Below are 25639 nucleotides of genomic sequence, written 5' to 3'. Positions count from 1 at the left end.
ACAAAATATCTGCGCGACTCCGCCCGCCCGCCGGCGGGAAAAAACCCGCTGCGGCGGGGGCGCATCGCGTGGAGCGGCAGCCGGTGGGGCATAATCTGCCCGGCTTTTGCCCCCCGTTTTCTTTCGCGCTTGCCGGGACGTAATCTATTTTGTTAATCTGTTAAAGTTACTATGGCTGCCATAGGCCGATTCCAGAAGGGCGATGAGATTTTCTTCGCCAAAGTGGTGGATGGCGAACTGTTCCGCCTCCGCGGAGACGTTTTTGGCTCGCCGTCCTTTGACAAGAAGCCCATGCCCCAGAAGGGCGTGCGCACGCTGGTGCCGGTGGTGCCTTCCAAGATCATCGCGGTGGGCCTGAACTATGCCGATCACGCCCGGGAGTCCGGCAAGCCCTTGCCCAAGGAGCCGTTGTTCTGGTTCAAAGCGCCCACCTCCCTGCTGCCTGATGGCGGCAAAATTGAAATCCCCTTTCCGCACCATCGCACCGATTACGAGGCCGAGCTGGCCATCATCATCGGCCGCCGCGTGCGCAACGTCACCCCGGCCGCCGCGGCCCGCTACATCTTCGGCTACACCGCGGCGCAGGACATCAGCGATCGCACCATCCAAAACTCCGAAAGCCAGTGGTGCCGGTGCAAGTCCTTCGACACCTTCACCCCGCTGGGGCCGTTCATCGAAACCAAAATTGATCCGCATGATTTGAACATCCAATTGTTTCAGAACGGCCAGTTGCGGCAGAACTCCAACACCAGCCAGCTCATCTTCAACTGCTTTCACCTGGTCAGCTTCATCTCCACCAACATGACCCTCCTGCCGGGAGACGTGATTTTAACCGGCACCCCGGCGGGCGTCGGCCCCATCGCCTCCGGCGACCGCCTGGAGGTGCGCATCCAGGGCCTGGCGCCGCTGGTCAACTCGGTCAAATGAGCGGCGGCAGCGTGCCCTCCTCACGCCGCCCCGGCCCCGCGCCCGGGCGGTACCGCCGCCCCGCCCTCCTGGTTTCACGGAACATGATGCACTAGATTGCTTATGCGTTGGACTCAAACCTTCATCCCCACCCTCAAAGAAAGCCCGGCGGAAGCCGAAATCCCCTCCCATAAACTGCTGTTGCGCGCCGGCCTGGCCCGCAAACTGGCCGGCGGCCTGTACACCTTCCTGCCGCTGGGTCTGCGCGCCCTGCGCAAGGTCGAGCAGATCGTGCGCGAGGAAATGGACCGCGCCGGCGCCCTTGAGGTGCTCATGCCCGCCCTGCAGCCGCCCGACATCTGGAAACAAAGCGGGCGCTATGAAACCGCCCGCGAAGTGCTTTACAAGGTCAAAGATCGCGCCGACAAGGAATGGCTGCTCGGCCCCACCCATGAAGAGGTCATCACCTCGCTGGCCGCCGCGGAAATCCAGTCCCACCGCCAGTTGCCCAAAAATTTCTACCAGATTCAGGTCAAGTTCCGCGATGAAATCCGCCCGCGCTTCGGCCTGATGCGCGCGCGCGAGTTCATCATGAAGGACGCCTACAGCTTTGATGTGAGCGACGAGGCGGCGCAGCTCAGCTATCAGAAAATGTACCAGGCCTACGCCCGCATCTTTGCCCGCTGCGGCCTGCAGGCCTATCCCGTGGAGGCCGACACCGGCGTGATCGGCGGCAAGTTCAGCCATGAGTTCATGGTGCCGGCCGAGACCGGCGAGAACGAGGTGGTCTATTGCGAAACCGGCGCCTACGCCGCCAACATCGAAAAAGCCACCAGCCGCGGCCCGCTCACGCCCACCCCCGCGGTGTCCACCGGGGCGGCCCCGGAGAAATTCCCCACGCCGGGCGTGGTGACCATCGAGGCGCTGAGCCAGCCGCCCTACGGGGTGGCCGCCGAGCGCCAGATCAAAACCCTCGTGTATCTGGTGGCCAGCCAGATTGTCCTAATCCTGTTGCGGGGTGATGACCAGCTCAATGAGGCCAAGTTCACCGGGGTGGTGGGCACCAACGAATTCCGGCCCGCCACCCCCGAGGAGGTCTTTGCCGCCCTGGGGGCGCATCCCGGCAGCCTCGGCGGCGTGGGCGTCAGCCGGTTCCCCATCTACGCCGACCTGGCGCTGCGCGGCGCCAAAGGGATGACCACCGGCGCCAATGAAGACGGCTTCCACCTGCGCCATGTGGACCTCGAGCGGGACATCCCGGTCAAACACTGGGCCGATTTGCGCACCGTCAAGGCCGGCGAACTCTGCACCCTCTCCGGCCAGCCGCTCAAAATCCGCCGCGCCATCGAGGTGGGCCACGTCTTCAAGCTGGGCACCAAGTACAGCGAGCGCCTGGGCGCGTGTTACCTCGACGACGCCGGCCAGCGTCATCCCTGCATCATGGGCTGTTACGGCATCGGGGTCACGCGCACCCTGCAGGCCGTCATCGAGCAATGCTACGACGCCGACGGCATCCGCTGGCCTGTCTCCGTGGCGCCCTACCAGGTGTTGATCACCCCGCTGGCCGTGGCGCCGGACAGCCCCGTCATGCAAACCGCGGAAAAAATCTATGCCGCCCTCGCCGCCCGCGGCGTCGAAGTGCTGCTGGATGACCGCGACGAACGTCCCGGCGTGAAATTCAAAGATGCCGATCTCATCGGCATCCCCCTGCGCCTGAGCGTGGGCGAACGCTCGCTGGCCAAAGGGGAAATCGAGTTGAAACCGCGCGGCGGCGCCGTGCAGGCCCTGAAGGTGGAAGCCGCGGTGGAAGCCGTGTGCGCGCAGCTTCAGGCGGCCCAGGCCGCCCTCCAACAGGCCGCCGAAAAAGCCAGCGCCGGCTGAAGCGCCGAAGCGGCATGGCGGGGACAGCGGGCCGGACGAGGACCTGCCCCGCCACCCGCTCAAACCCGTAAATGATTCCGGCTGGCCAAGGCTCAGCAAAGCAGCCGGGCAGGCGAGTTGGTTAAAAAAAGCAGCGGCTCGTTCGCCCTACTGCCCATCTCCATGAGGCATGGATTTCGGGTACTCAGGGCACGCAGACGGCCTGGCGATGTTTCGCGGCCAAGATCGATTTCTTTCGGCCAACCGCTGCATCTTCTGCCCCACGGAGCGTGGCCATTTTGTTGAAGTGGGGGAGGGCTTGAAGGGATGACCAACGATGTGATTACTGCAAAAAAATGCTTGACGTGTCAACATAATAATATTTTTATCGTATACCGATCGGTAATCCGCATAGATCAGCAACCATGTTCGTTGCCAAAATAGGCCGATGAAGTTCATCAACGGAAAGGAGCATGCTATGAAAAAGTCTCTTCTTTTTGTGGCATGGATTTCTTTAGTAGGGGCCGCCGTCCCTTTTGGGTGGGGCGCAATTATCAACGGCAGTTTCGAATTAGGCCCTCCGATCGTGGGTGATGCAGTTTTCGTGGGCGGAGGGAGCACTGACATCAACGGTTGGATAGTGACGGGGCACTCGGTCGAGGTGTTGGGGCCCCCGTGGGACGCCTTTGACGGAAACCGATGCTTGGATTTGAGTGGTTATGATGCGGGAGGAGTCCAGCAAACTTTTTCCACCATTCCCGGAATGACTTATGCCGTGACCTTCAATCTGGCCGGCAATCCGGAGGGCCCACCCCAGTACAAACAAGTGCGCGTGTCCGTGGACTCCTTCCAGCATGATTATGAGGTGAACAGTGCGGGCCAAACGCGTTATAACTTGGACTGGATCCCCATCAGCTTCCAGTTTGTTGCCTCAGGCTCCAGCGCAACCCTGTGGTTCAAAAGCCAGCAAAACGATGCTTATGGACCCCTGCTTGATAATGTGGCCGTATTGCCTGTGCCTGAGCCGGACGGAGAGTTGTTGCTGGCGACCAGTCTATGCCTTCTGGCAGCAGTCTATAGTGTCAGACCGTCCCACCTGTTTGGGCAATAGTACGCGGAAACCCTGCTTAAGCCCATCCCCGCGGCGGCAGCCGGCGGGAGAAAAGGAGATGACCGCTTTTTCCTGGGGCTGCTTCCCATCAATTAACATCAGCGGGCAGCATGGAACTGGACGCCTTGCAAGGGCAAGCGCGAGGGCAGATTACCGGCCGCGGTGGGCGGAGGGATTGTGGCAGAAACAAGATGGCGGAGAGGGAGGGATTCGAACCCTCGGTACGGCTTTTGACCGTACAACGGTTTAGCAAACCGCCACCTTCGGCCACTCGGTCACCTCTCCACCGTTGGCGCCCGTGAAAGCGCAGGGCCGGAAAGGCCTTGCCCACGGGCACGCGAGAAGACTGGCACAGCTTGCGGCTGCGTCAAGCCTCAATTCAGTCGCGGTATTGAAATGGGTTGGGCGGCGTGTGCAACGAGCGGGGCCGGGGGTGGGCGGTTTTCCAGAAAAACACCACCAGGCCGGCGGCGAGCAGCAGATTGGCGCCCTGGCTGAGGCCATGCCAGAGGCGGAAGCTGCGGGCGGCCAGCTCCACCTGCTCCGGTTTGGCGCGGGGATCGTAACGGGCGGCATGCAATTTCTTGAGGATGGGATGCACCCCCCAGGCGCCGGCCAGGCACAACGCCAGCAGTCCCATGGCCAGCAGGTTGCGCGCCTGACGCCATGGCAGGCCCTGGTAGGCGGACTCGGCCAGGGCCTGCACCACGGCAATGGCGCCGCACACCTGCAGCCACACAAAATAGCGTTCCATCATATAAATGGCCGCCAGGCCGGCGCGGGCCCGGCTGAAGGGGGCGTTCACGCCCCCAAAAAGGTTGAGCATGGTGTCCTGAAAGAAAGCCGGGGCCACTGCGATGGTAAAAAACAGCACAGCGCCCAACCAGGCGGCCGCATTGAGCAGCCCCAACAATCTCAAAATGCCCAGCACAAGCGGGGAGTGTACGCCGTTTCCGCCCGCGGCTCAACCTTTACTGGTTTTTGCATTGCACGGGGGCGGCCCTTGGTTTATCTCACCCGCCATGCGGTTGCACTTTTGGAAGATGAACGGGGCGGGCAATGATTTCGTGCTGGCCGACAACCGGCGGCAGGAAATTCAGTTGACGCCCCAGCACGTCGCGCGCCTGTGCCATCGGCAGCGGGGGATTGGCGCCGACGGGGTGATTTTGCTGACGCCCTGCGCCTCCGGCCGCGCGGATTGGGCGTGGCAGTTTTGGAACAGTGACGGCAGCGTGGCGGAGATGTGCGGCAATGGCGCCCGCTGTTTCGCGCGATTTGTGCAACGCCTGACCGGCGCGCAGGGCACGCTCACGTTTGAAACGCTGGCGGGGATCATCACGGCCCGTTTCCGGGGCGAGCAGGTCACCATCGGCCTGACGTCGCCGCAGGGGCTGCAACTGCATCAGGCGCTGGACACGCCGGGGGGCCGGGTGGTGTGTCACTCGGTCAACACCGGCGTGCCGCATGCGGTGATCTTTGTGCCGGATGCGGATCAGGCGCGGGTGAGTGAGCTGGGGCGGCAAATCCGTTATCACCCCGCCTATGCGCCCCGGGGCACCAATGTCAATTTCGTGCAGACCCTTGGCCCGGGGCGCATCCGCGTGCGCACGTACGAGCGCGGCGTCGAGGGCGAGACCCTGGCCTGCGGCACGGGCGTCACGGCCTCGGCCCTGATTGCGGCGCGGCTGCATCATTTCCCCCCGCCCATCCAGGTGCGCGTGCAGGGCGGGGATGTGCTGGAGGTGGATTTTCGCGAGGAAAACGGCCAGTTCACCGACGTGACCCTGACCGGCCCGGCCGACTTTGTCTTTGAGGGCACAATAGAGCTTTAATCCGGCGGAGCGCCGGGGTATAGTGACTGAACGGACACATTATGTCGCTGCTCAAGCAATCTTATTACGGCACGTACACCGCGTTGGTAACCCCCTTCCGGAACGGCAAGGTGGACGAAGCCGCTTTTGCGCAACTCATCCGCCTGCAAATCAAGGCGGGGGGGGAGGGCATCGTGCCGGTGGGCACCACGGGGGAGTCGCCCACCCTGGATTATGAGGAGCATCTGAAGGTCATTGAGCTGGCCGTGCAGCACGCCCGCGGCAAGGTGAAGGTGGTGGCCGGCACGGGGGCCAATTCCACCAAGGAGGCCGTGTACCTGACCTGCGAGGCGGAAAAACGGGGCGCCGACGCTTCGTTGCAGGTGGCGCCCTATTACAACAAGCCCACGCAGGAGGGGTTGTACCAGCATTTCCGCAAAGTGGCCGAAGCCACCCGCCTGCCCATCATCCTGTACAGCATCCCCGGGCGTTGCGGGGTGGAAATCGGGGTGGAGACCGTCGCCCGTCTGGCCCAGGATTGCTCCAACATCATGGGCATCAAGGAGGCCGGCGGCAATGCGGACCGCGTCAGCCAGTTGCGCTCCGTGGTGCCCAAAGAATTCGTGATCCTGAGCGGGGACGATTCCCTCACGCTGCCCTTCATGGCGGTGGGGGCGGCGGGGGTGGTCAGTGTGGCCTCCAATCTCATCCCCAAACAGGTGGCGCAAATGGTGCGGGCCTTTCTCAACGGGGATTTGCTCAAAGCCCAGCTCCTCCACCAGCGCTATTATCCCTTGTTCAAGGATTTGTTCATCGAAACCAACCCGGTGCCGGTGAAAACGGCGCTGGCCATGCTGGGGCTGATCCAGGAGGAGGTGCGCCTGCCGCTGGTGGGCCTGAGCGCCAAAAACCGCGAAGTCCTCCGGCAAACCCTGGTGAAATGCGGCCTGCTGGCCCGGTAACCCCTCGTGCACTCCCCATGTTGAAAATCATCATCAACGGCGCCCGCGGGCGCATGGGCCAGGCCCTGCAGACGTGTGCCAGCCGCCTGCCGGAGCTGCAGGTGATTGCCGCCATTGATTTGGGCGATGATTTGGCGGCGGTGGTGGCGCAGGGGGACGTGGTCATCGAATTCAGCGCCCATCACGTGACCCCCGGCGTGGCCGCGCTCTGCGCGCAGCATCGCAAACCGCTGGTCATCGGCACCACCGGGCACACGGCCGAAGAACGCCAGGCCATCCGCCAGCACGCCCAAGTCATTCCGATGGTGTGGACGGCCAACTTTTCCACCGGCGTCAACACCCTGTTCTGGCTGACGCGCAAGGCGGCCGAAATCCTGGGGCCGGGCTATGATCTGGAAATCGTGGAGATGCACCACCGCCACAAAAAGGACGCCCCCAGCGGCACGGCCCGGGCGCTGGGCGAGATTTTGGCCCAGGTGCGGCAGCTTCAATATGAGGACGCCGTGCGCCACGGCCGGGCGGGGCTGGTGGGCGAGCGCGCCCCCGCGGAAATTGGCATGCACGCCGTGCGGGGCGGGGATGTGGTGGGGGATCATACCGTGATCTTTGCCACGCCGGGCGAGCGGCTGGAGCTGACCCACAAGGCCAGCAGCCGGGAAACCTTTGCCCAGGGCGCGTTGCGGGCGGCCCAGTGGCTCATCGGGCGCCCGCCGGGCGTGTATGACATGCAGGATGTGCTGGGGCTGAAGTAGCCCCGCCGCGCCGGGGTGTTCTCGCCATGTCTGCCGTTTCTCCCCCGTTGCCGCCCGGGCCGGAGCCGCCCCTGCGGGTGGTGGTGGCCCTGGGATCCAATCTGGGCGATTCCGAAGCCATCCTGCGCGCCGCCGCGCGCGAGTTGCAGGCCCTGGCCGCCGGCGGCTTCAAATTGTCCTCCTTTTACCGCACGGAGCCGGTGGATTGTCCGCCCGGTTCGCCCCCCTTTCTCAATGCTGTGGCCGTGTTTGAGCCGCTGCCGGGCGAAACCCCGGAAACCTTGCTGCCCAAACTGCAGGCGCTGGAGCGCCGCTTTGGCCGGCAGCCCAAAAAAATGCACAATGAACCCCGCCCGCTGGATTTGGATTTGATTGCCTTTGGCGGGGAAAAACGCCATACGCCGCAGTTGACGCTGCCCCACCCGCGCGCCCGGCAGCGGGCCTTTGTGCTGGAGCCTCTGCGGGAGATTGCGCCGGACTTTGTGTGGCCGGAGTGAGGCGCGACGGGCCGGGGGGGACGGCGAAACTATTTGGTTTTTCGGGGTTAACAGGTTAAATAAGCGGCGATGAGCATACGGCAGGCGCACATCCAACGGGTCACCCAGGAGACGCGCATCGAAGCGCGGCTGGTGGTGGACGGCACGGGGCGGGCGGATATTCGCACGGGGATACCCTTTTTTGACCACATGCTGACCCTGTTTGCGCGGCATGCGGTGGTGGATTTGAAGCTGCGTTGCCGGGGGGATCTGGCGGTGGACGCCCATCACACCGTGGAGGATTGCGGGCTGGTGCTGGGGCAGGCCTTTGTGCAGGCGCTCGGCGACAAGCAGGGCATCCGCCGGTACGGCACCGGGTTTGACCCGCGCAATCCCCTCTGGGGGGAGGCGTATGTGCCCATGGACGAGTGCCTGGCCCGGTGCGTGATTGATTTCAGCGGGCGGCCGTATCTGGTGTTTCGAGGGGTGAAGAATCTGGATTACAAGCAGGTCACCCGCCCCGAGCGGGAGCAGGACATGGCCTGTGCTTTCCGGTTTGGGCTGGCGCGGGAGTTTTTCCAGGCCTTTGCCAATGAGGGCCGGTGCAACCTGCACCTCGAGTTGCTGTATGGGCAGGAGCCGCATCACATTGTCGAGGCCCTGTTCAAGGCGTTTGCCCGGGCAGTGGATGCCGCCTGCCAGCGGGATCCGCGCATTGCGGGGCAAATCCCCTCGACGAAAGGCCGGTTATAAGGGAAGATGCCGCCCCAGCCGTCCCATGACCCGGAAAACGTTGGCAATTTTGCGCCCGGCGGCTGAATAGAGCGGCCGCGGCGGACGTCCAATTCATGAACAAGCGCACGGACTACAAGTTGCTCGACGACAACGCTTTAGTGAAGCGCGCCAAGAAGGGCGATCGCGAGGCGTTTGAGGAGCTGGTGGTCCGGCATGGGGAGAAGGTATATGCGCGGGCGTACAGCATGGTGCGCAATGAGGACGAGGCGCTGGATCTTTCTCAGGAAGCCTGGGTGCGGGGCTGGCAGCGGCTGGGGCAGTTTCAGGGGGACTCCAGTTTTGCGACGTGGATCACGCGGATTGTGATCAATCAATGCCTGGACCACCTGCGCAAACAAAAACGGCACCGCACCGAGAGCATTGAAGAATTGGATGAAGAAATCGGGGGCGTGGAGCGTCAAATCCCCGTGGTGACGCCCAATCCCACCGAGGGGTTGGAGCGGGCGGAACTGCGGGCCAGAATTGACCGGGCTTTGGCCCAGCTTTCCCCCGCCCACCGGGCAGTGCTGGTGTTGCATGAATTTGAAGAATTGGAATACAAAGAAATCGCCAAGCGGGTTGGCTGCTCGATTGGCACGGTAATGTCCCGCCTGTTCTACGCCCGGCGCAAGCTGGCGGCGCTGCTGGCGGGGCAAAAACTGGATGAGCTGCGATGAAAGACTACAACGCCCAACTCAAGGTGCAGGCCTACCTGGACGGCGAGCTTCCCGATACGGAGGCCCGTCAGGTGGAGGCCTGGCTGGCGCAGGACGCCGAGTTGCGGGGTCTCCTGAGCGAGCTGCGATGCACCCGGGATGCCCTGCGGGACAATGAACCGGAGGTCAAGCTGCCCGTGCCGCATGAGTTGTATTGGAGCGGCATCGCCCGGGCCATTGAACAGGCGGAGGCGGCGCAGCCGCGGCCGGTGGAAAGCCCGGCCCAGCGCTGGCTGGCCTGGCTGCAGCGTTATCTGGCGCCTGCGGCCGCGGTGGCGGCGGTGGCCCTGCTGGCCATCGGCGTGGGCCGGTTTCTGGCGGACAACCCGGCCCGGCATTACGTCGAGATCATCAATTACTCCACCGACATCCACGTCTCCTCTTTCCGCAGTCCCTCGGAGAAAATGTTTGTGGTGTGGTTAAGCCGCAATGCCCCTCCCGCCGCAGTGGCAGCGCCGGCGGTGGAGGAAAGCGACTGGGAGGAATTTTACCAATGAAAATGGCGGTACAGCTTATGGGGTGGGGCGCCTGGTGCCGCGGGTTGCTGGTGCTGGCTTTGCTGGGCAGCCTGTTGACGGTTCAGGCGGCGGAGCTGAAGCTGGAAATTGTCCTGATCTGGGGCTCCAACGAGGAGAAATCCCCCGATCCCACGCACAAGCCGCTGACCGGCGAAATGGCCAAGCGGTTGAGCAAGGTCTTCAAGTGGAAGCATTACTTTGAGGTCAACAAAATCAACGAAACCATCCCCAACCGCGGGACCAAAAAAATTCGCGTCAGCCCCAAATGCGACATTGAAATCACGGAGCTGGAGGGATCCTCGGTGGAGGTCAAACTTTACGGCGAAGGCAAGTTGATCAACAAATCCGTCAAGCAACTGGCCAAGGGCGAATATTTTGTGCTGGCGGGAGAGGACAAGAACGAGACGGCGTGGTTCATCATGATCACGCTGTTGGAGGAAAAACGCTGAGCCTGGGGCGGGGGGCCGCAGTTTCCCCGGGGCACGCCTGGCGGGCCAGCCGCCGGCCGTCACGTTTTTATTTTGATACCCTGCCGGCTTTGCCCCATAAATGAGCCATGGCCGGGCCAGCAACAACCTTCCGCAAAACGGGCATGACCACGCGCATCCCGGCGGGTTACCGCGCGGTGCCGGTGGATGAAGGAAGCGAGCAGGCGGTGGTGCGGTTGTGCGTGCTGACCTTGGCGCAACCCGCGCCGGGGCAGGAGCCCTTCGTCCTGCTCCGGGCGACGCTGGAGGCGCATTTTTACCTGGGTTGTCTGGTGGACCGCGCGGGCCGCTGGCTGGAATGGGTGGAGATTGCGGTGCAACACCATGAGGGCCTCTCCAACACCCCCACGGCCTTCCGGGAGATTCTCAATAATCACATCCTGGACGCCCGCTGGGCGCAGCGCTGCCAGGGACTGCGGGAGCTGCAACCGGATGAGGTGGTGGTGTGCGGGTATGAGCTGGAGCCGCCGCCGGCCTGGTATTACGACCCCGCCCAGGGGCGGATGGTCCCCTTGGGCAACGCCCAGGGCCCCTGGCAGCTTTGCCGGGATGACGCCGCGCTGGTGCAGGCGGGACTGCCGCCTTACAGCTCATCCCTGGCACGCTATCTACGGCAGCCGGAGGCGGCGGCCAACGGCTTCCTGCCGGCCACCAAAAACTCGGTGATCAATGAAAATACCGTGGAGCTGGCGGATGCCCTGCCTCCGGGGGCGCATCTGGTGCCGTTCAACCCGGCCTGCGGCTTGATGGAGGTGCGGCGGTTTCATCCCCTCGGCTATGAAGATTATGTGGACGTGTTGTCCGGCCACTCCTGGCGCGGCATCCGGCGGCAGGGGCAGTTGGTGGAGGTGAATGAATCCTGGCCGGCGCTGGCGGAACTGGCGGGGGCGCAACCGGCGGTGTTTCTGGCGGCCACGACGCTGGAGCAACGGCTGGCGGAGGTGTTTTACTTGAAGCTGCATCTTTTCTGCCAGGCGGTGCGCTGGGTGTGGCAGATCACGCGCCGCACGCAGTTGCCGCTGCTCAACCTGGGCGGCGAGAGTTTCCGGGTGCGTTTTGAATCACCCCACGGCGCGCTGCCGCTGGGCTGGTGTGCGCGCTGCAACCTGCTCCTGCCGGGCCAGGCGGTCGCCTTGCGCGCGCGCGACGCCGGCCAGCGGTTTTTCATGCGTCTGGGCGGGCCGGCGCAGAGCATCTACCTGCCGGCCAAGGTGGGCCAGATGGCCTCCGGCCTGGGCGAGGTGCGGCTGCGCGGGGTGGTGAAGGAGCAGGATAAAACGGTGGTGCGCGGCACCTTGGTGCTCCGGCAGCCGGTGAATGTTTCGGCCTCGGACATCCTCTGGCTGCGGCTCACCGTGGCGGGGGGATCCTTTGACTTTTTTGGGCATGTCTATCCCGAGGAGGCGCTGAGCCGGCTGGATTTGCCGTTCCGCACCTGGCCCCTGGCGTTGGAGGAGGAGGACGAGGAGCAGTTGCAGACGGCGGTGGGCCAGTTCAACCTGCCCCCCGCGCCGTTTGAGGTCATTCCCATGCTCAGCTCGGCGGTGGACATGCACAGTCTGGCCGTGCTGGCCGTGCGCACGTTTTTGACGCCCCGCGAGGTGGGATTCCAGGAGGCGGTGGATGACGTGTTGAGCCTGGCCCGCGCCGTGGCCATGCGCCATCAGGCCGGCCTGCCGGTCATGGCCAGGATTCAGTCCCTGCTGGCGGAAAGCAGCGTCTGGCTCAAGGCCTTCGGCCCGCACAATCTGGTCGCGGATTCCCTGACGCCGGACCAGGCGTTTGCGGCGGTGCCCCCCAATTTATGGTGGGAGCTGGTGGCGCTGATGGTGGAGATGCTGCCAGCCATGGGGCCGGACAGCTTGTGCCAGGATTATGGGGGCGTGCCGCCGGAGGGATTGGAAACCATTTACGAGGCCGTCCTCCGCCGGCTGGAGCCGTTGCTGCTGGCCGCCCGGGCGCGCGTCCTGCCGGGCGCGGCCGCAGCCCCGGGGGTGGCCGCATGAACTCAAGTGTTGTGACTCCTTTTCCCGTGTCCCTGCCGCCGCCGGCGGAGCCGGTGACCGTCTTGAGCCGTGAACTGTTGCAGGCGGCGGTGGCGGCCTCGCGCCAAAGCCCGCGGCGGCGCATGATTTTGCCCCTGCACAAGGATCACGGCGCGCCGTTGCAGCGCATGTTCAACGTGGTCCAGCCCCGCAGCTACCTGCGCCCGCACCGGCACGCCTCGCCGCCCAAGGCGGAAACGTTGCTGGTGTGGCAGGGGGCGATAGCCTTTTTTGAATTTGCGGCCGGGGGCGAGCCGCAGCGGTGCGAGATCCTGCGGGCGGGCGGCCCGCGTTTCGGGGTGGATATTGAGCCGGGGGTGATCCACACCTTTGTGGCCCTGGAGCCGGACACCATCCTGTTGGAGGCCAAGGCCGGCCCTTACGAACGGATCAGCGACAAGGACTTTGCCCCCTGGGCGCCGGCCGAGGGCGCGCCCGAGGTGGCGGCTTTTCTGGACGGCCTCTATCAGCGGGCGCAGGCGGCCGAGGCGGCCCGTTGAAGCCGGGCCCGCGGATGCGGGCTTGACCGGCGGCGGCGCAAAGAGGATAAAGACAGCAGCCAAAGTTCCCTGGAACGGACGCGCAAACCAGCTTTATGACGTCAACCTCATCTCAGACAACCAAGTGCACCCGGCGCGGTTTTTTGTCCAGCCTTGGCGCGCTGGCGGCGCCGTTGATCCTGCCCGGCTCGGTGCTGGGGCTTAACGGGGCCGTGGCGCCCAGCAACCGCATCGTCTTTGGCGGCATCGGCATGGGCAACCGGGCCATGTTCATTCTGCCCAACTTCCTGAACTTTCCCGATGTGCAGTTTGTGGCCGTATCCGACGCCCGCGCGGACCGGCGCAAGCTGGCCAAGACGCACATTGACCAGTTTTACGGCAACCAGGACTGCGCGGACCTGCCGGACTTCCGGGATTTGCTGGCGCGGCGGGACATTGACGCGGTGCTCATTGCCACCGGCAACCGCTGGCATGCCACGGCCTCGATGTTTGCCGCGCGGGCGGGCAAGGACATCTACTGCGAAAAACCCATCAGCCTCACCATCCGCGAAGGGCGCGAGCTGGTGACCATGTGCCGGCAGTATGGGACCATCTACCAGGCCGGCACGCAGCGGCGCTCCACCGAGTCGTATCAGTTTGCCCGCGAAATGGTGCGCCAGGGACGCATTGGCCGGGTGCACACGGTGGAGATGCAGGTGTGGACGGGGGGCACCGTGCCGCACGAGGAACCCAAGCCGGTGCCGCCGGGGTGGGACTATGATATGTGGCTGGGGCCGGTGCAGTGGCGGCCGTTTGTCCCGGGACGGGTGCATGGGTGGGCCTATTTCTGGGATACCGGCGAGGGCATGCACACCGACATGGGCACGCACTACACCGACCAGATGCAATGGGTGCTGGGCACCGATGACACCGGGCCGGTGGAGGTGGAGGCCACGGACCTGGTGTGGCCGGATCCCAAAAAGTTCATGAGCGAAACCGCCATTTCGGGGACGTTCAAGTTCAAGTACGCCAACGGCGTGCAGGGGATTTTGTACCAGCGCGGAGCGTTCAAGGACCGCTACATCCGCTACATCGGCGACGAGGGCTGGATTCAGGTGGACGACGAAACGGACGTGGTCACCGCGCATCCCGCCTCCATTCTGGAGGCCAAGACCTCCGGCTGGGTGAGCTGGGCCAACGCCGGGGCGCATGTGCGGAATTTTCTCGATTGCATCAAGAGCCGGCAGCAGCCGCTCTGCCATCCGGAGGTGGCGCACCGGGCGCAGACCATCTGCGAGGCCACAACCATCAGCGCGCGCCTGGGCCGGAAGCTGCGCTGGGACCCGGTGAAAGAGGTGTTCGATGACGAGGCCGCCAACCGCATGTTGTACCGGCAGCCGCGCGCCCCGTGGCGGGTGTGACGGGCGGGAACGAAATCCAACAATTTTAACACCAGCAGGTTTGGACGATTCACGATTTATGTGCGTTTCAGGGACAACTCCAGGAGGTCCGCGCGCGGCCGGCCAGGCGCTGCGCTGGGCCATCATTCCCCTCATGGGTCTCACGCTGGCGGCGGCGCCGGCGCCGGTGGCGGATTTGGATCGGGCCGTCGGCGAGGCCATGCAATATCAATCCGGCCGCAGCGCCGAGCCGTTGCGGCAGATTGAGGCCGCCGTGCGCGAGGCGGTGGCCAACCGCGCGCGCCGCGCGGCGGTGGAGCAGGCCCTGGTGCGCCTGCTGTCACCGCAGGCAACGTTTGAAGCGCGGCGCTTTGCCTGCACCCAACTGGCCATTCTGGGCGGTGATTCCGCCCTCGGCGCGCTGGGGGAAATGCTCCAACAACCGGAGACCGCCGGCATCGCCTGTCTGGCGCTGGCGTCCAACCCTTCGGCCAAAGTCACCGACCTGCTCCTCAAGGCGCTGGACACCGCCCCGCCCGAAGCCCGCGAGCAGATCGTGGTGACCCTGGGCGACCGCCGGGCGCCCGCGGCGGTGAAAGCCTTGCTGCCCCTGACCCGCGACACCTCGCCCGCCCTGCGCACGGCGGCCATGGTGGCGCTGGGCAAAATTGCCTCGCCGCCCGCGCTGGAAGCGCTGGCCGGGCTGCGGCGCAGCCCGGATGCGGGCACGGCGCGCGCCGCGGTGCAGGCCTCCCTGGCCGCCGCCGATGCCGTGGCGCGAGCGCGCAATGCCCGCGCGGCCGCCGCCATTTATGAGGAATTGCTGGATTCGGCCCAGCCGGTGTATGTGCGGCGGGCGGCCTTGGAGGGGTTGTTGCGCCTGGATGCCGACGGCGGCCAGCAGCGCGCCCTGGCGGTGTTGCGCGGCCCTGATTCTGCGTTGAAACCCTCCGCCCTCTACCATGTGCGCCACATCCCCGGCCGCGGGGTCTCCGCCGTGTTTGCCGCCGAGCTGCCCCGCCTGGCCACGGCCGAGCAGGTGTTGCTGCTGGACTCCCTGGCGGCGCGCAAGGATGCCGACGCCCTGCAGGCGCTCAAAGACGCCACCCAGGCGCCGGCGGCGGCGGTGCGGCAGGCGGCGGTGAAGGCGCTGGCGCAGGTCGGCGATGCCTCCGCGGTGCCGGTTTTGGTCAAGGCGCTGGTGTCCTACACCACGGCGGCGGAGCAGCAGACGGTGGAAATGGCCCTGGCCAGCCTCCCCGGCGGCGCGGCCGTGGATGAGGCCCTGGTGCAGGCGCTGCAAACCAGTCCCCCGGCGGCCCTGCCGGGGCTGATGAACGCCGCCGGCCGCCGTGGCGTCAAGGCCGCCGTGCCCGTGCTGCTGAAGGCCGCCTCCAGCGAGAATCTGGCCCTGGCCCGCGCCGCTTTCCGCGCGCTGGGCCGCCTGGCCACACCGGCGGATTTGCCGGCGCTGGTGGACGGCTTGACCCAGGTCCGCGCCGCGGCGGCCCGCGAGGACGCCGAGAGCACGGTGATCAAGATTTTGGAGCGCGAGCCGGATGCCGCCCGGCGGGTGGCGGTGGTGCGGGAGGCCCTGCAGCGCGCCCCGGCGGACGTGACGAGCCGGGTTTCGCTGCTGCGGCTGCTGCCGGCCTGCGGTGGCCGCGAAGCCCTGGCGCTCTTGCAGGCCGAGCGCCGCCAGGAGCAGCCGGCGCTGCGGGATGCCGCCCTGCGCGCCCTGGCCGAATGGCCCGAGGCCGCGGCGGTGGACGTGCTGCTCGCCGAAGCACAGCAGGCCGCGCAAAACACCGAGCGCGTGCTGGCCCTGCGCGGCGTGGCGCGGTTGTTGAGCCAGGGCGGCAGCCCGCCGGCCCAGGCGGCGGCCCAATTCGAAAAGGCCATGGCGCTGGCGCGGACTGACGCCGAAAAGAAACTCATCATCAGCGCCATGTCCGGTCTGCAACATGAAATGGCCTTGCGCCTGCTCGAGCCGCTGCTGGACAACCCGGCCGTGCGCAATGAAGCCGAGCAGGCCGCCCTGCGCCTGGCGCCCCGCCTGGCTGGCGCCTGGCCCGAAGCCGCCCGCCGCCTGCTCAACAAATTGGCGGCCTCTCCCGCCGCCGGGCCGGCGGCCCGGGGGCTGTTGGAAACGCTGGACCAGGCGGGAGGCTTCCTGCTGGGCTGGCAGGTGGCCGGCCCGTTCACCGCCGAAGGCAAGGACGGTCAGGCCCTGTTTGACACCGTGTTTCCGCCGGAGCAAAACCCCGTGCCTGCGGGAGTGGCCTGGCAACTGGCGCCGGTGGGCACGCTGAAAGAGCGGCCCTGGCAGGTGAATCTGGCCGGTCTTTTTGCGGGTGACCATCGCGTGGCCTACGCGCGGGTGTGGGTGCACAGTGACACCGCCCAGCCGGCACGGTTGGAACTGGGGGCGGACGACGGCCTGAAAGTCTGGTTCAACGGCCGGGTGGTGCTCGCCGCCAATCGCGGCGGCGATGTGCAACCGGGCGAATTCAAGGCGGAAGTTGCCCTGCAACCCGGGTGGAATCAGATTCTCCTGAAAGTCACGCAGTGGACCTCGGGCTGGGGCTTTTGTGCGCGGCTGGTGAAGCCGGATGGCACGCCCCTGGCGCCGGGACGTCTCTCCCCTTACCCTCCCGAAACGCCATGAGTGCGAGCGCCTATCCTCCCACCTCCCTGCGCGCCTTTTTGAACTACGCGCCGGTGCCGCTGCAGTTTGGCACCAGCGGCCGCCGGGGCCGGGTGGTGGATCTGACGCAGCTCGAAGTGTATTTGAATGTGTTTGCCGAGCTGCGCTATCTGCAAAACCTGCCCGCCGCCGAGGGCGGCATCCAGCGCGGGGACCAGTTTTATTTTGCCTATGATTTGCGGCCCAGCTCCACCCGCTTTGTGCCGGAGCTGGGGGGCCGCGGGGAAATCGCGCAGGCGGTGGTGCAGGCGGCGGAGGATGCGGGCATGACCCCCCTGAACCTGGGGGCCATCCCCACGCCCGCCCTGGCGGCCCACGCCCTGCATCATCACAAGGGCTGCATCATGGTCACCGGCAGCCACATCCCCTTTGACCGCAACGGCTACAAAACCTATTCCAGCCGGGGCGAGCTTCGGAAAAGTGATGAGGCGCCCATTCTGCAGCGCGTGGCGCATGAGCGGGAGCGCCTCTACACGCAGGTGTTTCATGAATCGCTGTTTGATGAAAACGGCATGTTCAAGCGCGGACACCGGGACTTGCCGCTGGAAAGCCCCGCCGGCCGCCGGGCCTACGCGCGCCGGTATGTCAATTTTTTCTCCGGCAGCAACCTCCAGGGCATGCGGCTGCTGGTCTATCAACATTCCGCCGTGGGCCGGGATTTGCTGGTGGAGGTCCTGCAGGCGCTGGGCGCCACCGTGGTGCCCGCCGGGCGCAGCGAGGAGTTTGTGGCGGTGGACACGGAAAATGTGCATCCCGGTCTGTTGCAGCAACTGCAAACCCTCCTGGATGAGGCCACCGTGCAGCACGGGCGCTTTGAGGCGGTGCTGTCCACCGATGGCGACAGTGACCGGCCACTGCTGCTGGGCGTGACGCCTGAAGGGCGGGTGCGCTTTTTTGGCGGGGACCTGCTGGGCATGGTCACCGCGGAGTATCTCCAGGCCGATGCCGTGGTGGTGCCGATCACCTGCAACGATGCGGTGGACCGCGGCCCGTTGCGGGAGTGCGTGCAACCCAGAACGCGCATCGGCTCGCCCCACGTCATCGCCGGTTTGCACCAGGCGCTGGCCCGGGGCAGGACGCGGGTGTGCGGCTGGGAGGCCAACGGCGGTTTCCTGACCGCCTCCGATCTGCGCCGGGGCCCGCAGGTGCTCACCGCGCTGCCCACGCGCGATGCCTTCCTGCCCTTGTTGTGTTGTCTGTTTGCCGCGCGGGAGCAGGGGATGTCGCTGTGTGAATTGTTTGCCCGCCTGCCGGCGCGTTACAGCCAGGCGGGACTGTTGCCCGAGGTGCCGCGGGCCGCCAGCCTGGCGGCGCTGCAGCCGCTGCAACCGGAGGACCCGCAGGTGGTGGAGGCGGACTGGAGCGACGGGCACCTGGTCACGCGCGATGCCGCTGGCGGGCGGTTGCCCGCTTCGCCCGGCCTGCAGGCCCACCTGGAACAGGCCCGCGCCCGGCTGGCCGGCATTTTCGCGCCGGAAGCCGGTTTTGGGGCGCTGGTGAAGATCAATTACCTGGACGGCTTGCGGCTCCATTTCGCCAATGGCGATGTGGCCCACGTGCGCCCCTCCGGCAACGCCGATGAGCTGCGCATCTACGCCGTGGCCGACACTCCGGAGCGCGCCGCGGCGATCGTGCGGGAGGGCGTGGCCGAGCCGGCCGGTTTTCTGCGGCGGCTGGTGGGGGGATGATTCAGGGGAAGCTGTGCACCACCAGGCCGGTGCGCTGCCGGATGGTCTGGGCGATGGCCTCCAGTTCGGCGGCGGTGAGGGCGGCGGCAAACGGCTCCGGCGTGGGGCGGGCCACGGTGTAGGCGTGGACCTCCTTGAGCTGCGCCCCCTGCCGCACCAGCTCGTTCAACCGCTCGCAATACGCCTCCAGCTCGGCCGGCGGCATCACCTGCCCGTGCACGCGCAGGAAAAGACTCTGAATCACGATGGGCCGCACGCGCGCCGTTTCGCCCAGGTTTTTGAGAATGCGCGCGAAGGCCACCGGCGAGCGGTTGATTAGCCGGTAATAGGCCTCGGTGCCGGCGTCGAGCTTGCCCCAGACTTCGCCCTGGTGCTGATCCATCAATGCCAGGCCGCGGCGCACGTCCGCCTTGTCGAGGCCGGCGGCATCGGTGATGAGCACGATCTTGGTGCGGGTGAGGCCCTCGGCCAGTTTCACCTCCACCACCGCCTGCACGCACTCCGAGAAATTGGGGATCATCGTTGGCTCGCCGTCACCGCTGAAGGCGATGTCCTTGATGTCCTGCGTGAGTTCGGGCGCCTCGGCAAACTTGCCCAGACCCGCCAGCTCGCCGCGTTTGACCCGGCCGATCAGGTCGCGCAATTCCGCGCGCATCCGGGGCACGTCCAGCACGGTGGTGCGCGGCGGGGTGCGGCGATCCACCTCGCAGTAAATGCAATCGAAATTGCAGCGCTTGTCCGGATTCAGATTGACGCCCAGGGAAAGCCCGCGCGAACGCCGGGAAATGACGGGATAGACGTAGAGATATTCCGCAAAGGCGCGATTGTGATCGCGCACGACCCGAAGCTGCGACAGGTTGGGCGCGTTTGCGTTCATGTGCCGGGCGCGGCGGTCTGCATGCCCATGATGCAATAGCCGCAATCCACGTAAATGACCTGGCCGGTGATGGCCGCCGCGCCGTCGCTGGCCAGAAACAGGCCGGTGGCGCCCAGCTCCTCCAGCGTCACATTGCGGCGCAGCGGGGCGTTGGCCTCGTAATGTTTCAGCATGTCGGTGAACCCGCCAATGCCGCGGGCGGCCAGGGTGTTGACCGGTCCGGCGCTGATGCAGTTGACCCGGATTTTCTGCGGGCCGAGGTCATACGCCAGGTAGCGCGTGCAGGCCTCCAGGGCGGCCTTGGCCACGCCCATGACGTTGTAGTGGGGCACCACCTTTTCCGCCCCGTAATAACTCAGCGCCACAATGCTCCCCCCCTCTTGCATCAGGGGCGCCGCGGCCCGCGCCAGCGCCACCAGCGAGTAGGCGCTCACCTCGTGGGCGATGCGGAAGGCCTCGCGCGAGGTGTTTACAAACTGCCCTTCGAGCGCGTCCTTGGGCGCATAGGCAATGGAGTGCAGCAGCAAATCCAGGCGGCCCCACTGTTTTTCCACGGCGGCAAACACCTGCTGGATTTCCTCATCGCGGGTCACATCGCACGGCAGCACCAGCGTCTCCGCGCCCAGCGAGCCGGCCAGCTCGGTCACGTTGTCCTTGAGCCGCTCCCCCTGATAGGTGAACGCCAGCCGCGCGCCGGCGCGATGCCACGCCTGGGCAATGGCCCAGGCGATGGAGCGTTTGTTGGCCACACCAAAGACGATCCCGGTTTTTCCCGATAATGATTCCATGTTCTAATAATCGTGATAATGCGGGGCAGCATACGCCAAGGGCCGCCGCTTGACCAGCGCGCTCCGGGCGCCTCCCCGGCCCCAACATACCGGCTTCCGCCATTCCCGCAAGCCCCGGTTCAGGCGGCGGGCTGGCGGCAGCGCTCGACAAAACGGCGGATGACGGCCATTTCCGCCTCCCCGGCGATGGTGTGGGCCTTGGCAAACTCATGCCATTCCACCTGCAGGCCCGCCGCCTTCATCTGCAGGGCCTGGGCCCGGGCCGCGGCAAAGGGCAGGAGCGGATCCAGCGTGCCGTGGGTGATCAAAAATCGCTGGGTGTGCGCCACGGGCGATTTTTCCCGCAGCAGGGCCTCCGGGTCGGGCAGAAAACCGCTGATGCCCACGCAGCCGGCCAGGCGATGGGGATATTTGACGCCGGTGACCCACGTCATGAGGCAGCCCTGGCTGAAGCCAAACAGGTACGTCTGGGCGGTGGGATAACCCGCCGCGCGTTGGGCGTCCAGCAGCCCGGCCAGCAGCCGGTAACTGCGACGCACGCCCGGCATGGGGTCCCCGGGAAAATCAAACCAGGAATAGCCGGTGAAATAGGGATCGGGCGCGTTGACCAGCAGGTAGTTCAACCAGGGCAGGCCCATTTCCTCGGGCAGCCAGCGGTAGCCTTCCAGGCTGTCGCCCAGCCCGTGCAGCACCACCATCAGCCAGCGCGAGTCGCGCTCGGCGGCGGGGACCCAATCGGTTGCCAGCGTCATGGCCCCGCGTTACACCATGCGCGGCGGCGGATGTCACGCGCAAAATCACCGGCCGGGCCGGCCAAAGGCCGGCGTTGCGTGTTGCCGGTTCAGCGCCTAGACTGGAGGCGTGAAAGCGGTGGGCACAGTTTATCTGGTGGGCGCAGGCCCCGGCGACGCCGGCCTGCTGACCCTGCGTGGCGCGGAGCTGCTGGGACGCGCGGAGGTGGTGGTTTATGATGCGCTGGTGAATCCGGAGCTGCTGCGGCTGGCCCCGCCCACGGCGGAGATCATCTATGGCGGCAAGCGGGCCAAGGCGCACGCCATCCCGCAGGACCAGCTCAACGCCCTGCTGGTGCAAAAAGCCCGCGAAGGCAAAACCGTCGTGCGCCTCAAGGGCGGCGACCCCTACCTTTTCGGCCGGGGCGGCGAGGAGGCCGAAGAGCTGGCGGCCGCCGGGATTCCCTTTGAAGTGGTCCCGGGCATTTCCTCCATCTACGCCGCGCCCAATTATGCCGGCATTCCGCTGACGCACCGGAGCTGCTGCTCGTCCTTCACCGTGTTCACCGGCCATGAGGATCCCACCAAGGGGGAGACGGCCCTGGATTACGCGCAACTGGCGCGCACGCCGGGCACCAAGGTCATTTTGATGGGCGTGGAGCGCATCAAGGAAATTGCGGGGGAGCTGATGCGGCATGGCCTGGACGGCGCCACGCCGGTGGGCATGGTGCGGTGGGGCACCACCGGGCGGCAGGAGTCCCTGGTGGGCACGCTGGCCACCATCGGCGAGCTGGCCGCCCAGCGGGGTTTCACCGCCCCGGCGGTCACGGTGATCGGGGAGGTGGTGAATCTGCGCGAGCGGTTGAACTGGTTTGAGCACCGGCCCCTGTTTGGCCAGCGGGTGGTGGTGACCCGCACCCGCGAGCAGGCCAGCCAGCTCTCGCGGCAACTGCTGGAATTGGGGGCCGATGTGCTGGAAATCCCCACCATCAAGATCGCGCCCCTGACGGATCGCCGCCAGCTCGAGGACTTGAAGGACGCCCTGGAGGGCATCGGTTGCTACGACTGGCTCGTCTTCACCAGCCCCAACGGGGTCACCGCCTTTTTTGATTATTTCTTCAAGGCCTTCGGCGACGTGCGCGCCCTGGGCAACGTGCGCCTGGCCGCCATCGGGCCGGCCACGGCGGCCAAACTGCAGGAACTCCATTTGCGCGTGGATGCCATGCCGCGCCAGTATCTGGCGGCCCAGGTGGCCAGCGCCATCCGCGAGCATGGCAGCGTGGAAAATCTCAAAATCCTCCTCCTCCGCGCCGAGACCGCCAACCCGGAGCTGCCCCGCCTGCTCACCGAAATGGGCGCGATTGTGGATGATGTGGCCTGCTACCGCACGGTGGCGGAAACGGAGGATGTCACCGGCGCCGCCGAGCGGTTCAAGGAGGAGGGGGCCGACTGGATCACCTTCACCAGCAGCTCCACCGTCGAGCATTTTCATGCGCGCTTTGATCTGCCGGCGCGCCTGGCGCAATTCCCCCGCCTCAAAACCGCCAGCATCGGGCCGGAGACTTCCAAGGCCCTGCAGCGGCTGAACGTCACCCCCACCATCGAGGCCCGGGAACATACCATTGAGGGCCTGGTGCAGGCCCTGCGCCGCTGGCGCCCAGCCCGTTGAAAAGGGGCGGGACGACGGCAAAAGTTAAAACTTTGGCAAAATCCGGCAAGTCAACCGCCCGCCGGGGGCCTAGGTTTTAATATCATGCCTCGCTGGCAAAGAGGGCGGTTGATCCCGCCGGTGTGGGTTTGGCGCCATTCCTGGTGGCTGGCCCTGTTGTGGCTCATCGGCCTGCTGGCCAGCGGCCTGACCGCCGCGCCGCGGCCCAACAAGGATTGTCTGGATTGTCACGAAGACAAGGAGCTTTCCAAGACCAATGCCCAGGGCCGCGCCATCTCCTTGTACGTGGATGCGGCGGTGCTGGCCCGCTCGGTGCACCGCACCAACTGGTGCGTGTCGTGCCACGGGGACATCACCGACAAACACCCTGATGACGGCGTGGCCGCCAAGCCCGCCCGCTGCGACACCTGCCACGCCGCCCAGACGGCCAGTTACGGCGCCAGCGTGCACGGGCTGGCCCTGCAACAGGGCAAGGACGCCGCCCCCACCTGCGCCGATTGCCACGGCCGGCATGACATTCTGCGCCCCACCGTGATTGATTCCCCCCTGCACTGGTCACGCCTCGGCCAGACCTGCGGCGAATGCCATCCCGAGGCCGCGGCGGAGGTCAAAGACAGTGTCCACGGGCAGGCCGTGGCGCGGGGCGTGCGCGAAGCCGCCACCTGCACCGACTGCCACAGCGAGCACCGCATCGAAACCCTCAAAGGCAGCGCCGGGCTGAAAGTCTCCGGCGATGTTTGCGGCAAGTGCCACGCCTCCGAGCGCATCAACGCCAAATTCCGCCTGCCGGCCAACCGGGTGAAAACCTTTTACGAGAGTTATCACGGGCTGGCGGTACAGGGCGGGTACGCGCGGGCCGCCAACTGTTCAAGCTGCCACGGCTACCACCGCATTCTGCCCTCCACCGATCCCCGCTCCACCATCCATCCCCTGCATCTGCCGGAAACCTGCGGCAAATGTCATCCCGGCGCCACGGCCAAATTTGCCGAGGGCAAAATCCACGTGGACGCGGGTGAAACTTCGGACCTGGCGGCCCGCATCAATTTCTGGGTGCGCCGCATTTATCTGGCGCTGATTTTCGGGATCGTGGGGGCCATGCTGCTGCACAATGCGCTGTTGTGGTGGCGTCATCTCCTGCACTGGCGCCAGCACGCCGGCCCCTTGGTTGAGCGCATGGACCGCCATCAACGCTGGCAGCACGGCCTGCTGCTCCTGAGCTTCATCGTGCTGGCCGTCAGCGGGTTTGCCCTCAAGTTTCCCGAGTCCCGCCTGGCCTGGTTGTTTGGGGCGGACGAGGAGATCCGGCGCTGGGTGCATCGCGTGGCCGGGGTGGTGCTCCTGGGGGTGGGGGTGTGGCATCTGGTTTATCTGGCCGCCACCCCCAAAGGCCGCCAGCTCTGGCGCGATCTGCTCTGGCGGGGCGGCGACTGGCGCGCCTGCTTGGCCGCCCTGCGCCATGCGCTAACCGGCCGCGGGGCCGGCCCCAAGGCCGGCCGCTTCAGTTACGTGGAAAAAATCGAATATTGGGCCGTCATTTGGGGGACGATCATCATGGGGGTGACCGGCCTGGCGATCTGGTTCAAAGTGGAAACGACCCATTGGGTGCCGCGCTGGGTGATTGAAGTGGCCACCACCATCCATTATTACGAGGCCATTCTGGCCTGCCTGGCCATCGTGGTCTGGCATTTTTATCACGTGATTTTTGATCCGGAGGTCTATCCCATGAATCTCGCCTGGTGGGATGGCCGGGTGCCCCGGCGCTGGCTGGAGAAACATCATCCCGACGATCCCGCCGTGCGCCCGGCGGGGGAGAACGAAAAGACGCCGCCGCCCAAAGGCGCGCCTTCCCCCAACGCCTGACCGGCGCAGCGTGGCGGGTATTCGGTGCGGGGGTTCATTTCTGCTGGCAAAGCGGGCGGGGTCTGGCAGACTGGGGCGGTGGAGGCGGGCCTGGCATCGCCCAAGATGACCCCGGCCCGCCGAGCAATCACACAACCTTATGAGCACGGATTTATTTTCACTAAAGGGCGAAGTGGCGGTGGCGATTGGCGCCGGCGGCGTGCTGGCGGGAGCCATCGCCGAGGGTTTTGCCCTGGCCGGGGCCAGGGTGGCGGTGCTGGATTTGCGGCTGGAGGCCGCGCAGGCGTGCGCGCAGCGCATTCAACAAAAGGGCGGCGTGGCCCAGGCCTTTGCCGCCAACGCCATGGAGAAGGAAAGCCTGGAGCAGGCCCGGCAGGCCCTCGAGGCGGCGCTCGGCCCGGCCACCATCCTGCTCAATGCCGCCGGGGGCAATGATCCCAAGGTGACAGTGACGCCGGACAATCCGTTTGAAAACATCCCGATTGAAAACTGGCGGCGCAATTTCGATTTGAACCTGGTGGCGGGCGCGCTCTTTCCCTGCCAAGTCTTTGGGCCGGGCATGGTGGCGCGGCGCAAGGGCAGCATCATCAACATCGCCTCGGTCTCGGCGCATATTCCCCTCTCCCGCGTGGTTTCCTACTCCGCCTCCAAGGCGGCGGTGTTGAATCTGACGCGGTTTCTGGCGCGCGAATGGGCGCCCTATGGGGTGCGGGTGAATTCCATCACGCCCGGGTTCTTCCCGGCGGATCAAAACCGGCGGCTGCTGTTCAACGAGGACAACACGCCCACCGAGCGCACCCGGCAGATTTGGAGCCACACGCCGATGAATCGCTTTGGTGAAGCCCACGAGCTGGTGGGGGCGGCCATCTTCCTGGCCAGTCCGGCGGCCAGCTCCTTTGTCACCGGCGCCGATCTCCGGGTGGACGGCGGCTTCCTGGCGCAGACGATCTGACGGGAGGGCTTGCGGACCACCCCGCCGCCACGTAAGGTTGAACGGCGGCAGGGCTGATCCACGCCCCGC

At 65.9% G+C, this 25639-nt stretch carries 23 protein-coding genes and 1 tRNA gene; 19 read left to right on the top strand and 5 right to left on the bottom strand.

Features of this window, described 5'->3' with window-relative positions; all coding sequences use genetic code 11:
- The first annotated feature begins 171 nt into the window (after window positions 1-171).
- The 3 genes from N3J91_00200 (at window position 172) to N3J91_00190 (ending at window position 3877) form a co-directional block, all read left to right on the top strand.
- Entirely contained in the window at window positions 172-927 is a 756-nt protein-coding gene (locus N3J91_00200; GenBank protein MCX8154866.1) for a fumarylacetoacetate hydrolase family protein, read from the top strand.
- A 102-nt stretch (window positions 928-1029) separates the two neighbouring features.
- On the top strand, window positions 1030-2787 hold the full coding sequence (locus N3J91_00195; GenBank protein ID MCX8154865.1) for a proline--tRNA ligase: 1758 nt from the start codon (window positions 1030-1032) through the stop codon (window positions 2785-2787).
- Window positions 2788-3214: 427 nt separating this feature from the next.
- Window positions 3215-3877 (top strand): choice-of-anchor C family protein, encoded by a 663-nt coding sequence (locus tag N3J91_00190; GenBank protein MCX8154864.1) that lies wholly within the window; start codon window positions 3215-3217, stop codon window positions 3875-3877.
- A 192-nt stretch (window positions 3878-4069) separates the two neighbouring features.
- Here the strand turns inward: N3J91_00190 and N3J91_00185 are convergent.
- Window positions 4070-4162 (bottom strand) — tRNA-Ser (locus N3J91_00185).
- Between the two features lie 94 nt (window positions 4163-4256).
- A complete protein-coding gene (locus N3J91_00180) occupies window positions 4257-4808 on the bottom strand; it encodes a DUF4149 domain-containing protein (protein ID MCX8154863.1) in 552 nt (183 codons plus the stop codon).
- A gap of 91 nt (window positions 4809-4899) precedes the next feature.
- On the opposite strand from N3J91_00180, the gene dapF reads away from it, so the two are divergent.
- The 13 genes from dapF (at window position 4900) to N3J91_00115 (ending at window position 18693) form a co-directional block, all read left to right on the top strand.
- A complete protein-coding gene (dapF, locus tag N3J91_00175) occupies window positions 4900-5709 on the top strand; it encodes a diaminopimelate epimerase (GenBank protein MCX8154862.1) in 810 nt (269 codons plus the stop codon).
- A gap of 41 nt (window positions 5710-5750) precedes the next feature.
- Window positions 5751-6650 carry a 4-hydroxy-tetrahydrodipicolinate synthase gene (dapA, locus tag N3J91_00170; protein ID MCX8154861.1) on the top strand — a complete coding sequence of 300 codons (900 nt, stop codon included), beginning with the start codon at window positions 5751-5753 and terminating at the stop codon, window positions 6648-6650.
- 17 nt (window positions 6651-6667) lie between these two features.
- Complete coding sequence (gene dapB, locus N3J91_00165) at window positions 6668-7402, top strand: 4-hydroxy-tetrahydrodipicolinate reductase (GenBank protein MCX8154860.1); 735 nt, start codon at window positions 6668-6670, stop codon at window positions 7400-7402.
- Window positions 7403-7428: 26 nt separating this feature from the next.
- Entirely contained in the window at window positions 7429-7899 is a 471-nt protein-coding gene (gene folK / locus N3J91_00160; GenBank protein MCX8154859.1) for a 2-amino-4-hydroxy-6-hydroxymethyldihydropteridine diphosphokinase, read from the top strand.
- Between the two features lie 75 nt (window positions 7900-7974).
- Window positions 7975-8631, top strand: a complete 657-nt coding sequence (gene hisB, locus N3J91_00155) for an imidazoleglycerol-phosphate dehydratase HisB (GenBank protein MCX8154858.1) — start codon at window positions 7975-7977, stop codon at window positions 8629-8631.
- A 95-nt stretch (window positions 8632-8726) separates the two neighbouring features.
- Window positions 8727-9329 carry a sigma-70 family RNA polymerase sigma factor gene (locus tag N3J91_00150; GenBank protein MCX8154857.1) on the top strand — a complete coding sequence of 201 codons (603 nt, stop codon included), beginning with the start codon at window positions 8727-8729 and terminating at the stop codon, window positions 9327-9329.
- Window positions 9326-9865, top strand: coding sequence for a hypothetical protein (locus N3J91_00145; protein ID MCX8154856.1), 540 nt, complete (start codon window positions 9326-9328; stop codon window positions 9863-9865). The genes N3J91_00150 and N3J91_00145 overlap by 4 nt, the downstream gene beginning before the upstream one ends.
- A complete protein-coding gene (locus N3J91_00140) occupies window positions 9862-10335 on the top strand; it encodes a hypothetical protein (protein MCX8154855.1) in 474 nt (157 codons plus the stop codon). The genes N3J91_00145 and N3J91_00140 overlap by 4 nt, the downstream gene beginning before the upstream one ends.
- A gap of 143 nt (window positions 10336-10478) precedes the next feature.
- Complete coding sequence (locus N3J91_00135; GenBank protein MCX8154854.1) at window positions 10479-12380, top strand: hypothetical protein; 1902 nt, start codon at window positions 10479-10481, stop codon at window positions 12378-12380.
- Complete coding sequence (locus N3J91_00130) at window positions 12377-12919, top strand: WbuC family cupin fold metalloprotein (protein ID MCX8154853.1); 543 nt, start codon at window positions 12377-12379, stop codon at window positions 12917-12919. Before N3J91_00135 ends, N3J91_00130 begins: the two co-directional genes overlap by 4 nt.
- 95 nt (window positions 12920-13014) lie before the next feature.
- Complete coding sequence (locus N3J91_00125) at window positions 13015-14319, top strand: Gfo/Idh/MocA family oxidoreductase (protein MCX8154852.1); 1305 nt, start codon at window positions 13015-13017, stop codon at window positions 14317-14319.
- A gap of 133 nt (window positions 14320-14452) precedes the next feature.
- Window positions 14453-16966: a HEAT repeat domain-containing protein gene (locus N3J91_00120; GenBank protein MCX8154851.1), complete on the top strand. Its 2514-nt coding sequence runs from the start codon at window positions 14453-14455 to the stop codon at window positions 16964-16966.
- A complete protein-coding gene (locus N3J91_00115; protein MCX8154850.1) occupies window positions 16963-18693 on the top strand; it encodes a phosphomannomutase in 1731 nt (576 codons plus the stop codon). Before N3J91_00120 ends, N3J91_00115 begins: the two co-directional genes overlap by 4 nt.
- A 1-nt stretch (window position 18694) precedes the next feature.
- Here N3J91_00115 and N3J91_00110 read toward each other — a convergent pair whose 3' ends face one another.
- From N3J91_00110 to N3J91_00100, 3 genes are all read right to left on the bottom strand, one after another.
- Window positions 18695-19570 carry a radical SAM protein gene (locus N3J91_00110; protein MCX8154849.1) on the bottom strand — a complete coding sequence of 292 codons (876 nt, stop codon included), beginning with the start codon at window positions 19568-19570 and terminating at the stop codon, window positions 18695-18697.
- Entirely contained in the window at window positions 19567-20358 is a 792-nt protein-coding gene (locus N3J91_00105) for an enoyl-ACP reductase (GenBank protein MCX8154848.1), read from the bottom strand. The genes N3J91_00110 and N3J91_00105 overlap by 4 nt, the downstream gene beginning before the upstream one ends.
- A 119-nt stretch (window positions 20359-20477) precedes the next feature.
- Window positions 20478-21110: an alpha/beta hydrolase gene (locus tag N3J91_00100; GenBank protein ID MCX8154847.1), complete on the bottom strand. Its 633-nt coding sequence runs from the start codon at window positions 21108-21110 to the stop codon at window positions 20478-20480.
- Between the two features lie 109 nt (window positions 21111-21219).
- Between N3J91_00100 and cobA the strand changes: the two genes are divergently transcribed.
- The 3 genes from cobA to N3J91_00085 all read left to right on the top strand — a co-directional run bounded on the left by cobA (window position 21220) and on the right by N3J91_00085 (window position 25570).
- Complete coding sequence (gene cobA / locus N3J91_00095; GenBank protein MCX8154846.1) at window positions 21220-22758, top strand: uroporphyrinogen-III C-methyltransferase; 1539 nt, start codon at window positions 21220-21222, stop codon at window positions 22756-22758.
- A gap of 84 nt (window positions 22759-22842) precedes the next feature.
- A complete protein-coding gene (locus N3J91_00090; protein ID MCX8154845.1) occupies window positions 22843-24618 on the top strand; it encodes a cytochrome b/b6 domain-containing protein in 1776 nt (591 codons plus the stop codon).
- A 139-nt stretch (window positions 24619-24757) separates the two neighbouring features.
- Window positions 24758-25570: an SDR family oxidoreductase gene (locus tag N3J91_00085; GenBank protein ID MCX8154844.1), complete on the top strand. Its 813-nt coding sequence runs from the start codon at window positions 24758-24760 to the stop codon at window positions 25568-25570.
- Window positions 25571-25639: the final 69 nt, after the last annotated feature.

It is taken from the genome of Verrucomicrobiia bacterium (assembly GCA_026414565.1).
Taxonomy (GTDB): Bacteria; Verrucomicrobiota; Verrucomicrobiia; order Limisphaerales; family Fontisphaeraceae; genus Fontisphaera.
Note: the sequence above shows the minus strand (reverse complement) of the source record. Positions and strands in the feature narration are given on the sequence as shown.

Bases quoted from the DNA above. Each gene is read 5' to 3' on its own strand.
- N3J91_00200 (MCX8154866.1), top strand. From the start codon at position 172: ATGGCTGCCATAGGCCGATTCCAGAAGGGCGATGAGATTTTCTTCGCC.
- N3J91_00115 (MCX8154850.1), top strand. From the start codon at position 16,963: ATGAGTGCGAGCGCCTATCCTCCCACCTCCCTGCGCGCCTTTTTGAAC.
- dapF (MCX8154862.1), top strand. From the start codon at position 4,900: ATGCGGTTGCACTTTTGGAAGATGAACGGGGCGGGCAATGATTTCGTG.
- N3J91_00120 (MCX8154851.1), top strand. From the start codon at position 14,453: ATGGGTCTCACGCTGGCGGCGGCGCCGGCGCCGGTGGCGGATTTGGAT.
- N3J91_00130 (MCX8154853.1), top strand. From the start codon at position 12,377: ATGAACTCAAGTGTTGTGACTCCTTTTCCCGTGTCCCTGCCGCCGCCG.
- folK (MCX8154859.1), top strand. From the start codon at position 7,429: ATGTCTGCCGTTTCTCCCCCGTTGCCGCCCGGGCCGGAGCCGCCCCTG.
- dapA (MCX8154861.1), top strand. From the start codon at position 5,751: ATGTCGCTGCTCAAGCAATCTTATTACGGCACGTACACCGCGTTGGTA.
- N3J91_00190 (MCX8154864.1), top strand. From the start codon at position 3,215: ATGAAGTTCATCAACGGAAAGGAGCATGCTATGAAAAAGTCTCTTCTT.
- N3J91_00090 (MCX8154845.1), top strand. From the start codon at position 22,843: ATGCCTCGCTGGCAAAGAGGGCGGTTGATCCCGCCGGTGTGGGTTTGG.
- N3J91_00135 (MCX8154854.1), top strand. From the start codon at position 10,479: ATGACCACGCGCATCCCGGCGGGTTACCGCGCGGTGCCGGTGGATGAA.
- N3J91_00195 (MCX8154865.1), top strand. From the start codon at position 1,030: ATGCGTTGGACTCAAACCTTCATCCCCACCCTCAAAGAAAGCCCGGCG.
- N3J91_00150 (MCX8154857.1), top strand. From the start codon at position 8,727: ATGAACAAGCGCACGGACTACAAGTTGCTCGACGACAACGCTTTAGTG.
- N3J91_00125 (MCX8154852.1), top strand. From the start codon at position 13,015: ATGACGTCAACCTCATCTCAGACAACCAAGTGCACCCGGCGCGGTTTT.
- dapB (MCX8154860.1), top strand. From the start codon at position 6,668: ATGTTGAAAATCATCATCAACGGCGCCCGCGGGCGCATGGGCCAGGCC.
- N3J91_00105 (MCX8154848.1), bottom strand. From the start codon at position 20,358: ATGGAATCATTATCGGGAAAAACCGGGATCGTCTTTGGTGTGGCCAAC.
- N3J91_00145 (MCX8154856.1), top strand. From the start codon at position 9,326: ATGAAAGACTACAACGCCCAACTCAAGGTGCAGGCCTACCTGGACGGC.
- N3J91_00100 (MCX8154847.1), bottom strand. From the start codon at position 21,110: ATGACGCTGGCAACCGATTGGGTCCCCGCCGCCGAGCGCGACTCGCGC.
- N3J91_00140 (MCX8154855.1), top strand. From the start codon at position 9,862: ATGAAAATGGCGGTACAGCTTATGGGGTGGGGCGCCTGGTGCCGCGGG.
- N3J91_00085 (MCX8154844.1), top strand. From the start codon at position 24,758: ATGAGCACGGATTTATTTTCACTAAAGGGCGAAGTGGCGGTGGCGATT.
- N3J91_00110 (MCX8154849.1), bottom strand. From the start codon at position 19,570: ATGAACGCAAACGCGCCCAACCTGTCGCAGCTTCGGGTCGTGCGCGAT.